Origin of the sequence: Kitasatospora nipponensis, assembly GCF_039528135.1 — a bacterium.
GTDB classification, from domain to species: domain Bacteria; phylum Actinomycetota; class Actinomycetes; order Streptomycetales; family Streptomycetaceae; genus Kitasatospora; species Kitasatospora nipponensis.
The window spans coordinates 17,219-27,780 of record NZ_BAAALF010000107.1 but is presented as its reverse complement, the minus strand read 5'-3'; the positions used below and the strand labels follow the sequence as shown (position 1 = coordinate 27,780).

The 10,562-nt window shown below is 72.8% G+C and carries 7 protein-coding genes; 4 read left to right on the top strand and 3 right to left on the bottom strand.

All coding sequences use genetic code 11. The features are described 5' to 3' along the window. Nucleotides 1-34 precede the first annotated feature (34 nt). Nucleotides 35-1,330, top strand: a complete 1,296-nt coding sequence (locus ABD323_RS25610) for an amidohydrolase family protein (RefSeq protein ID WP_344444306.1) — start codon at nt 35-37, stop codon at nt 1,328-1,330. Nucleotides 1,331-1,403: 73 nt separating this feature from the next. On the opposite strand, the gene ABD323_RS25605 is transcribed toward ABD323_RS25610, so the two are convergent. From ABD323_RS25605 to ABD323_RS25595, 3 genes are all read right to left on the bottom strand, one after another. Further along, nucleotides 1,404-2,939, bottom strand: a complete 1,536-nt coding sequence (locus ABD323_RS25605) for a hypothetical protein (protein ID WP_344444305.1) — start codon at nt 2,937-2,939, stop codon at nt 1,404-1,406. A gap of 334 nt (nt 2,940-3,273) precedes the next feature. Beyond that, the gene (locus ABD323_RS25600) at nt 3,274-5,256 is read right to left on the bottom strand and encodes an APC family permease (protein WP_425556152.1); all 1,983 of its coding nucleotides are present in this window, start codon (nt 5,254-5,256) and stop codon (nt 3,274-3,276) included. A 294-nt stretch (nt 5,257-5,550) separates the two neighbouring features. Continuing rightward, nucleotides 5,551-7,440 (bottom strand): APC family permease, encoded by a 1,890-nt coding sequence (locus ABD323_RS25595; RefSeq protein WP_344444303.1) that lies wholly within the window; start codon nt 7,438-7,440, stop codon nt 5,551-5,553. A gap of 227 nt (nt 7,441-7,667) precedes the next feature. Between ABD323_RS25595 and ABD323_RS25590 the strand changes: the two genes are divergently transcribed. The 3 genes from ABD323_RS25590 to ABD323_RS25580 form a co-directional block, all read left to right on the top strand. Then, nucleotides 7,668-8,171, top strand: coding sequence for a hypothetical protein (locus ABD323_RS25590; RefSeq protein ID WP_344444302.1), 504 nt, complete (start codon nt 7,668-7,670; stop codon nt 8,169-8,171). Between the two features lie 539 nt (nt 8,172-8,710). After that, complete coding sequence (locus tag ABD323_RS25585) at nt 8,711-9,127, top strand: hypothetical protein (RefSeq protein ID WP_344444301.1); 417 nt, start codon at nt 8,711-8,713, stop codon at nt 9,125-9,127. A 74-nt stretch (nt 9,128-9,201) separates the two neighbouring features. Continuing rightward, nucleotides 9,202-10,562 (top strand): NB-ARC domain-containing protein (locus ABD323_RS25580; protein WP_344444300.1); only part of this gene is annotated, 1,361 nt, incomplete at its 3' end.

Here is a 10,562-nt window from a genome sequence, read left to right as displayed (position 1 = left end):
CGGTGGACAGGGCAGCGGGCAGGGAGGCAACCCGCTGGGACACGGCCCGGTGCTGCTGCTGACCGGAGCCCGCCTCGCGGACGGCCGGGTGGTCGACGTGCGGATCAGCGGCGACCGGATCCAGGCGGTCGGCACCGCGGGGAGCCTGGGCCCGCTGCCACAGTCCGCGCTGCCGGCCGGCGCCGTCGCGGGCGGCGGCACGGACGGACCGGCCGTCACCGCCGGGGCCCGGATCGACCTGACGGGCTACCTGCTGCTCCCCGCCCCCGCCGAACCGCACGCCCACCACGACACCGCCTTCACCGGCGGCCCGGTGCCGCTGCCCCCGAACGCCGCCCCGGTGCCCACCGCCGGTCCCTCCCTGCCGCCCGGCCCGCCGGGCAGCGAGGGTCACGGCGAGCTGGTGCGCCGGGTCACCGAGGCCGCGCTCACCTCGCTGGGCTACGGCGCGACCGCCCAGCGCACCCATGTGCGGATCGGCGGTGCGCACGGCCTGCGCCGGCTGGAGGCGGCGCTCACCGCGCGCCAAGCGCTGCGCGGGCTGGTCGAGTTGCAGACGGTCGCCGTCCCCGGGCCGCTCACCGGCGCGGACGGCGCGCCGGGCCGGGCGCAGCTGCGCGAGGCACTGCGACTGGGCGCGGACGCGGTCGGCGGCTGCCCCGAGCTGGACCCCGATCCGGTCGGCTACGTGCAGGAGGTGGTGGCCGCGGCCACCGAGTTCGACTGCCCGGTCGACCTGCACCTGCGGGGCGCCGACACCGACCAAGTGGCCCGGATCGCAGCCCTGTTGGCCCCCCTGCGACCGCGGGTGGCGGTAGCCCCGGGTGATCTGCTGGCGCTCGGCACCGGCGCCCCGCTGAGCGCCGCCGGAGTGCGGGTGACCTGCCTGCCGCAGAGCGGCAGCTGCGGCGGCGCTGCGGGCCCACCCGGCTGGCTGAACCCTTCGGTGATCAGGGAGTTGACGGAGCATCAGGTCCTGTTGGCGGCCGGCAGCGGGGCACTGCGCGATGCCGGGAACCCGGTCGGCCGGGCCGATCCGCTGGAGGCCGCCTACCTGCTGGCCGCCGGCGGGGCGTTGAGCACGGTGGCCGCCTACGAGGCGATCAGCGCGCAGGCCCGGCTGCTGATGGGCCTGCCGGCGGTGCGGATCGACGCCGGGTTCCCGGCCGAACTGCTGGCGGTGCGCGGGGACAGCCTGGCCGGGGCACTCTCCGGCGGCCACAGCCGGCTGGTGGTGCACGGCGGCCGGGTGGTCTCACGCACCAGCGCGGTACGGGAGTTCGCGGACACCGTGGCCCTGGCGCTGCCCCGGCAGAGCGGGCACCACTGAACACCCGGCGCCGCGGCCGGCTTCGCCGGAGCTGAGCGCGTCGGGGGCCCGGCGGTCAGCGGTGCTCGCGCCGTCAGCGGTACTCGCGCAGCCGGGGGCGGACGGCGAGCACCGTCAGCACCAGGGCCGCACCCAGCAGGCCGGCGCCCACCGCGGCGGCCCCGGAGCCGAGATCGTCCTCGGACTGCCGCACGGTGTCGTCGAAGGCCCGCTGGTTGATGGCGATGACCTGGTCGAAGTCCGCGCTGAGCCGGCCGAAGTCGCCGTTGGACTGGCCCGGCCGGCTGCCGGTGTCGAAGGCGATCGCCTCGGCGAAGTGGCCCTGCCCCTGGAGGTCCCGGATCGTCCGGTCGTCGCGCTGGTAGACCGCGAAGTCCGCCAACACCTGGTCCGCGGCCTGCTGTTCACCGGGGAAGGTGACGTTGCGCAGCTCGTCGCCGAGGTAGCCGCCGAAACCGACCGCGTGCGGGTCCCGTTGGTGGTCCTGGATCGCGCCGGCGAGCCGGCCGTCGTAACTCTGCAGGGTGGCACCGTCGAAGAGGGCGATCGACTGGGTCTTGTCGAGGAAGGTGCGCTGGTAGGTGTCGGCCCGCCCCGGGTCGCTGAGCCAGCGGCTCTCGTCGGCGTTGCTGTCGTAGGCGACCGCCCGGGCCCGGCTCAGCGCGAGCACCGAGTCGTAGGCGCTGCTCTTGGCCGTGTGCAGCCGGTCGGCGGTGCCGGCGGCCAGCACCAGGGCGTAGCCCAGGCCGATCACCGCGAGCAGCGCGGCCGCCACCAGCGGCGGGCTGACCAGGCGGCGGTAGCGGACCGCCAGGGTGTACTGCAGGGCGGCCACCGCCAGCAGCGCGAGCACCCCGGTGGCCAGCAGCCACCACCGGCCGCTGTCGAGGTCGGCGCGCTGGCCGGTGTAGACCCGCTCGACGCTGGCCGCGCTGGCGTCGGCCACCTGGTCGGCCCCGGGCAGCAGCCGGTCGCGCAGCAGGTCGGTGGCCTGCTGGTAGGAGACCAGCGCACTGGCCGGCGGGTGACCGGGCAGCGACTGGTCCTGGTTCTCCTGGAGGTCCTCGCGGGCGACCAGCGCCTCGTAGTCACCGAGCGCGTCCAGCACGTCGGCCACCGCCTGCCGGCCCACCGGGTCGCCGGCGGCCGCCTCGGTGGCGCGCTCAAGGTCCTGGTCGGCCTGCGCCCGGCGCTGGTCGTAGAGGTCGTGCACCCCCTTGCGCTGCGCGTAGTCCTTGCCGTCGGCGCCGACCAGCAGCAGGTTGGCGGCCTGGGCGTCCATGTCGCTGAGCGCGAAGTAGAGGTCGGCGGCCCGGACGGCCTGCGGGGCGGCCCGCTGGCCGATCTGCGCCACGCTGGCGCGGGCACCGCCGAGCACGGTGGCGCCCACCGCCGCGCAGAGCAGCAGCGTGCCCAGCACGGCCCCGGTCAGCGCGCGCACCCGGCGCGGGGTGGTCCAGAAGGTGCGGCCGAGGATCGCCCGTGCGGCCCGCTCGCACCACTGCCAGAGCTCCCAGGAGACCCGTGCGGACAGCTGTTCGGCGAGGTACCGGTGCCGGCCGAGCCTGGTCGCAGCCGCGGGCGCGGGCGGCGCGCCGGTGCGGCCCACGCGCGGCCCGGGAGGCCCGCCGGTCGCACCGATGCCCGTCCGCGTCGACGGACTCTCCCCCGGTACGACCGGTGTTCTGACTCCCGCTGCCATGGCCGCGCGTCCCCTCCCCGTCAGCTGGCCGCCGGTCGGGACGGGACCCGGGCGGGCCCGCCGGTTCCGGGGCGAACCGATTCTGCGCCTCGCCGGCGCCGCCGGACCGGGCGAGCGACAGGTCTTGACGCATCATTAGCGCCCGGCGCCGCACGGCCGGGATGCGGCGGCCGGCGGGAACGCCGACGGGCCCCGGGCAAGCGCCCGGGGCCCGCCTGTGCCCCTGTCCCGCGGTGCGGCCCTAGACCTTGGTCGAGGTGTGCTCGACCCGGCCGGTCGGCTCGCCGCGGCGCACCGAGCCGGGGGCCCGGCGGGCCGGGTGGTCGGCACGCGGCGCGGAGGAGAGCTGCCACGGCACGCTGATCACCATCACCCCCGGGGTGAAGAGCAGCCGGCTCTTGAGCCAGAGCGCGGACTGGTTGTGCAGCAGGTGCTCCCACCAGTGGCCGACCACGTACTCCGGGATGAAGACCGCGACGGCGTCGCGCGGGCTGGTGCGCCGCACCGAGCGGACGTAGGCCACCACCGGCTTGGTGATCTCGCGGTACGGCGAGTCCAGCACCTTGAGCGGCACCCGGACGTCGTACTCGGCCCACTTGGCCCGCAGGTCGTCGGTGGACTCCTTCTCTACGGAGACGGTGACCGCCTCCAGGGTGTCCGGGCGGAACGCCTCCGCGTAGCCCAGGGCCCGCAGGGTCGGCTTGTGCAGCTTGGAGACCAGCACCACCCCGTGCACCTTGGACGGGCGCACCGCGTCGGCCTTCGGGTCGTCCACGGCCAGCTCGTCGGAGACCGCGTCGTAGTGCCGCCGGATGCCGCGCATCATCACCCAGAGCACGATCGCGGCCACCACGGCCAGCCAGGCGCCCTGGGTGAACTTGGTGATCAGCACGATGACCAGCACCAGGGCGGTGGTGACCGCGCCGAAGCCGTTGATCACCCGCGAGCGGTGCGCCCCGGCCCGGACCCTGGGGTCCGTCTCGGTGGCCAGCGTGCGGTTCCAGTGCCGGACCATGCCGATCTGGGAGAGCGTGAAGGAGGTGAAGACGCCCAGGATGTAGAGGTGGATCAGGCTGGTGACGTCAGCGCCGTAGAGCCAGAGCAGCCCGCCGGCCACCACCGCGAGCGCGATGATGCCGTTGGAGAACGCCAGGCGGTCGCCGCGGGTGTGCATCTGCCGGGGCAGGTAGCGGTGCTGGGCCAGGATCGAGGCCAGCAGCGGGAACCCGTTGAAGGCGGTGTTCGCGGCCAGGATCAGCACCAGCGCGGTGACGGCCTGGATGAAGTAGAAGAGGAAGCTGTGGTCGCCGCCGAAGATCGCGGCGGCCAGCTGGGCGATGACGGTCTGCTGCGGCGCGGTGTGGCAGTCGCCGGGGAACCCGGTGAGCTGGCAGGCGTCCTGGGTGATGTGCACCTTCGAGGTGAGCGCCAGCGCCGTGATGCCCACGAACATCACCACGGCGGTGATGCCCATGACGGACATCGTGGTGGCGGCGTTCCTCGACTTCGGCGTCCGGAAGGCCGGCACGCCGTTCGAGATGGCCTCGACGCCGGTCAGCGCGGTGCAGCCGGAGGCGAAGGCCCGCAGGCCCAGCATCAGCAGCGCCAGGCCCGCCAGGTTGTCCTTGCCGTCCACCGGGATGATCCCGTAGCTCGCGCTGGCGGCCACCGGGCCGTGGCCGAGGGCGATCTTCACCAGGCCGGTGATCACCATCAGCATGATGCCGCCGATGAACAGGTAGGTCGGCGCGGCGAAGGCCTTGCCCGACTCCCGCACCCCGCGCAGGTTCATGGCCGCCAGCAGCACCACGAAGGCGACCGCCATCAGGACGCGGTAGTCCGCGAGCGAGGGGAGGGCCGAGATGATGTTGTCCACGCCGGAGGCCACCGAGACGGCGACCGTCATGACGTAGTCGACCAGCAGCGAGGCCGCCACCACCAGACCGGAGTTGGGCCCGAGGTTGGTGGAGACCACCTCGTACGAGCCGCCGCCGCTGGGGTAGGCGTGCACCACCTGGCGGTAGGACATCACCACGACCGCCATCAGCGCCACGACGCCGGCCGCCACCCACGGGGTGAGGTAGAGGAAGGCGGTGCCGCCGACGGTGAGCACCAGCAGGATCTCCTGCGTGGCGTAGGCCACCGAGGAGAGCGGGTCGGAGGCGAAGATCGGCAGCGCCAGGCGCTTGGGGAGCAGGGTCTCCCCCAGCTCCTCGCTGCGCATGGCCTGACCGATCACGAGGCGCTTGAGCGCCGAGGGCACGTTGAACACAAGCGCGAGCGTATGCGTCCGGGGCGCTGGGGCAACGGGCGACTCGCAGGCCCTCCGGGGCCTTGGCGCACCCGTTCGGTCGCGCGTTTCCGCAGGCCAGAGGGGGTGTGCGGGCGAGCCGCCTGAGCCGAACGGCGGCCTTGAGGGGCGGCGTTAAGACCCCGTCAAAATATCGGACCGCAACCGCGCATATAGGCTAATCGTGATGTTTCAGCTGTGTTCGAAGGGCAAAACGGGCGACAGGCCTTACATTCGCAGGCGCAGTCGGCAGACGACCGCGTCAGTGCCGCGGCGCAGCGCCCGGTCGATCAGCGCGCCGCGCTGGTTCTGCAGCGCCCGCTGCCAGAGGTGGACCGGCTCGACCTCGGGGATCAGGACGGTGATCCGGTCGTAGCGGCGCTCGGCGGAGAGCTCGTTGACGAAGCCGACCAGCGGACGGCCCAGCCGGCGGTGCGCGTCGGGGACCTCCAGCAGCGGCACGCCCGGTCGCCACAGCTCCCAGTCCCGGCGCAGCGCCTCGGCGGCCTGCCGGTCCTCCGCGTCCGGGGTGGTGTGCACGACGGTGACGGCCAGCACCTCGTCACCGAGCGAGACGGCGGCCGACAGCGCCTCGCGGGTCATCCGGGAGATCGACATCACCGGGACCACCACCAGCGAGGGCCGGCGGGTCACCGGGCCCGGGATCCGACCGAGTTCCAGGCGCTCGCCGATCCGCCCGTACGCCCGGTGGACCAGCTCGAAGAGGAGCACCAGCAGCGGCAGCGCGACCACCACGCCCCAGGCGCCCTCGATGAACTTGGTGCCGGTGACCACCAGGGCGGCCACCGCGGTCAGCAGCGCGCCGAACCCGTTCAGCAGCGCCCGCGGTCGCCAGCCGGCGCCGCGCTCCAGGAGCCAGTGCCGCACCATGCCGACCTGGCAGATGGTGAAGCCGACGAAGACCCCGATCGCGAAGAGCGGCACCAGGCTGTTCACGTCACCACCCGAACCGACCAGCAGGACGGCCGAGACCAGCGCCAGGAAGAGCACGCCGTGCCGGTGCACCTGGTGGTCGGCGCGCAGCGCGAAGACGTGCGGCAGGTGGTTGTCGCGGGCCAACAGGCGCAGCAGCACCGGCAGGCCGCCGAAGGAGGTGTTGGCGGCCAGCGCCAGCAGGACCACCGTGGCGAACTGCACCAGGTAGAAGCCGAAGCCGTGCCCCAGCGAGGCGTCGGCCAGCTGGGCGAGGACGGTGACGCCCTCCACCGGCTGCAGGTGGAAGCGGCCGATCAGCACGGCCAGGCCGATCAGCATCACCCCGAGCAGGCCGCCCAGCGCGGCCTCGGTGTGCTGCGCCCGCCGCACCCGCGGCGCCCGGAAGGAGGGGACGGCGTTCGCCACCGCCTCGACCCCGGTCAGCGCCGAGCAGCCGGAGGCGAAGGCCTTGAGGAGCAGCAGCGTGCCGACGCCGGTCGCGTTGCCGGCGAGCGCGCCGGCGTGGCCGGCGGCGGCCGCGGTGCTGGCCGGGGCGGAGCGGAGGAGGCCGATCACGATGATCGCCAGGATCGACAGCACGAAGACGGCGGTCGGCGCCATGAACCAGCGGGCCGACTCGGCGATCCCGCGCAGGTTGACGGCGGTGACCAGGGCCAGCACGCCCAGGCAGAGCCAGACCCGGTCCGGGTAGAGGGCGGGAAGCGCCGAGGTCAGCGCAGCCACCCCGGCGGTGACGGAGACCGCCACGTTGAGGACGTAGTCGATCACCAGCGAGGCGGCGGCGGTCAGCGCGGCACGCCGGCCCAGGTGGGCCTTGGCCACCGCGTAGGAGCCGCCGCCGTCGGGGAAGGCGGCAATCACCTGGCGGTAGGAGGCGGTCAGGACGGCCAGCAGGAGGGCGATGGCGGCGGTGACCGGGAGGGTGAAGCCGAGCCCGTAGCTGCCCGCGGCGGCCAGGACCAGGACGATCGACTCCGGTCCGTAGGCGACGGAGGCCATCGCGTCGAGCGACAGGGCGGCCAGGCCGCCGAGGGCGGAGAGCCTGTCCCGGTCGGCGACGGCGGCTCCTGCGGCGGCGGTTCCCGCTTCTCCTCCTTCTACCTCACCGGGTCTTCCGGCCCTACCTGCCTCGGTGGGGATGGTGGGGGGCTTGTGGGACATCGGACCGGACCTCCGTGCTGGGCTTCGTCTCGCATCGTCTCCGCGCGCCGGGTCCCGATCCGCCGTCCATATGCCTTCGCTACACGACACCCCGCTTCCCTGACGCCTCCTTGACGCCGGCTCAGGGGGGCGCCCGGGTGGCGCGGCCCGGGCGGCGGGCCGCGGAGGGATCCGATGGGCGGGCCGCTGCGTCCCATCGACGTCCCACGACGGAAGGAGCACCCGAGATGACCCCGTTGCCTCTGCTGCCGCTGCGCCCCGTGCTGCGGCGTCTGCTGCTGCCGCTCCTGGCGTCGGTCCTGCTGCCGGTCCTCGCGGGCTGCGGCGGGAGCGGCACGACGACGGTCGGGATCTCGCCGACGTCCGCGAGCCCGCCCCCGACCTCCGCCGGCCCGGCCGTCCTCGTCCTGGACGAGAACGCGAACCACACCACGGTCCGGGCCGCCGCCGGCACGCTCGTCCGGGTCACGCTGCACAGCACCTACTGGTCCACCCCGGTCAGCTCGGCGCCGCAGGTACTCGTCCCGGTACCGACCCTGGACCCCAAGGCACCGTCCCCGTCCCCGCTCATCTGCCGACCGGGCATGGGCTGCGGAATCCACGAGAGCCTCTTCCACGCCCTACGGGCCGGCTCGGCGCAGCTCACCGCGACGCGCACCAGTTGCGGCGAGGCGATGGAGTGCGCCCCGGATCAACGCACCTTCACCGTCACGATCGAGGTCTCCGCCTGAGGCCCGCCCACCCGGAGCTTTGCAAACTTTGCAAAGCCCAACGCACCGCGTGACACCAAAAGAGAAGGCCCTCCACCTGCGTTTCCGCAGATGAAGGGCCTTCTCCGTATCCTGTGGCTGGTGCAGGGTTCGAACCTGCGTAGCTTGCGCGACAGATTTACAGACCGCACGTCAGATCGTTCTGACCTGCAAAGTTCCCTGCGGTTCCGAGCTGTCCCACATCGGCCCCACGATCATCCTGGTCGGGTAGCTGTTTCAGCCCAAGCGAGCCCACCGGACAGGTCGGACCGTCCTGTCCGGGCCCTGTCCGGCCCATTACCCCAGCTCAGAGAATTCGACCGGACAGCCGGACAGCCCGGACAACAAACCGCCACGTGCTGACTGTCCGGCGCTGCCAGCGGCCGACCCCGGTCGTCGGCGCGACTTCACCGGTTCGGGCCGACCGGATGGGGCCGAATGCCTGAGCCGACCACCTGAATGGCTCTACGCTCCGTCACAGCAGCTTTGGTGCAGGCAAGTTGATCCGGAGGGAGACGGGGATGAGCGCGGAGATCGTCCAGCTGGTGGAGCAGGCCGGCCCGTACCTGACCGCGGCAGTGGGTGCATACGGTGGGGCGGTGCTGACCCGCGCGGAGGACGCCGCCGCGGATGCGACGGCGAACCTCGGCCGCCGCATCCTCCAAGCCCTCTGGCGCCACCGCAGCGAACCCGACCAGGCCACCCTGGAAGCGGCGCTCCTGGACGTGGCGGAGGACAGCGACGACGCGGACGCTGCTGCCGCGCTGCGCCAGCAGCTGAAGCGAGCCCTGCGCGAAGACCCCGAGCTGCGGCAGGAGCTCGCTGGCCTCCTTCCCACACCTACGGCCGGGATCGTGACAATCACCGCATCCGGTGAGCGCTCCATCGCCGCCCACACCATCGGCACCGCCATCACCGGCGACGGCCACCGCAAGTGACTAGTCCCCACTACGAAGCCTCCGGCCCTCGGTCGGTCGCCGCTCAGAACATCGGCACCGCCCACACCGGCGACGTGATCAACCTTCCCGCAGAGGCACTCAACGCGGCCCGCGACGTACAGGCACCAGCCAGACTGAGCAACCTGCCGCCCTACCCCCTGTGCCTGGGCCGCCAGGACGCCCTGACGCGGATCCGCGACACACTCACCCGAGAAAACGGGACCGCGATCACCCAGGCGTCGGCAGTCCACGGCCTCGGCGGCATCGGCAAGACCACACTCGCCCTCGCCTACGCCCACCGGCACCGCATGGACTACAGCCTCGTCTGGTGGATCACCGCAGACTCCCCCACCGTCATCGAGCAGTCCCTCGCCGACCTCGCCCTGAAACTGTTCCCCGCCTGGGCCGGAAAGGCCTCCATGGCCGAACGCGCAGCGTGGGCGGCGACCTGGTTGCAGTGGCACCCCGACTGGCTACTCGTCTTCGACAACGTCGAAACACCCGCCGACCTGACCTCCTACCTCGGAGCCCTCAACAGCGGCCACCACCTCATCACCAGCCGCCGCGCCATCGGATGGCCCCACATCATCACCACTCACCCCCTCGGAGTCCTCGACCCCGACGAGGCCGCAGAACTCATCTGTACCTACGCGTTCCCTGACAGGCCTCCCACGCCCCGCGAAGCCCAGGAAGCCCGCGCGCTGGCCGCCGAGCTGGGGCACCTGCCCCTCGCACTCGAACAAGCCGGCGCCTACCTTCGGCAGAACCCCACCATCCGCATCAAGGCCTACCGCAGGAGCCTGCCCGCCAAGCTCGACAAGGCAGCCGACGGCATCGACGCCGAACGCACCATCGCCCGCATCTGGACCCAGACCCTCCAAGCCCTCACCACCCGCAACCCCCGCGCCATCCAGACCCTGTACACCCTCGCCTGGCTCGCCCCCGACAACACCCCCATCACCCTCCTGGAAGCCCCCGGCACCGACCCGGACGACCTCCACGAAGCCCTCGGCCTCCTCGCCACCTACAACATGGCCACCCTCACCAGAACCACTGTCAGCGTCCACCGCCTCCTCCAAGCAGTCCTGCGTTCGACCGCACCCACCGAACCAGACGGATCACCCGCAGGACGCCGCACAGCCGAGGAAGCACTCGTACGGGCCCTGGGCCCGCTCGATCCCCCAACGACGAGTGCGACCTCCGCCTGGGATGCCCTGATACCCCAGCTCATCGCACTCGGCGAAACCAGCCCAACCAACCACCACGACCGCGCGGTCGATCTGTACGTCACCGCAGCACAACACCTCCGCCAGCAAGGCCACGATGCCCGCACCATTCCCCTTCGGAAAGCCAACCTCGCCCATTTCCTCCAGGTCCTCGGCGACACCCACCCCAACACCCTGGCCAGCCGCAACAACCTCGCCGGCGCCTACGA

Bases quoted from the DNA above. Each gene is read 5' to 3' on its own strand.
- ABD323_RS25585 (WP_344444301.1), top strand. From the start codon at position 8,711: ATGAGCGCGGAGATCGTCCAGCTGGTGGAGCAGGCCGGCCCGTACCTG.
- ABD323_RS25600 (WP_425556152.1), bottom strand. From the start codon at position 5,256: ATGCGCAGCGAGGAGCTGGGGGAGACCCTGCTCCCCAAGCGCCTGGCG.
- ABD323_RS25595 (WP_344444303.1), bottom strand. From the start codon at position 7,440: ATGTCCCACAAGCCCCCCACCATCCCCACCGAGGCAGGTAGGGCCGGA.
- ABD323_RS25590 (WP_344444302.1), top strand. From the start codon at position 7,668: ATGACCCCGTTGCCTCTGCTGCCGCTGCGCCCCGTGCTGCGGCGTCTG.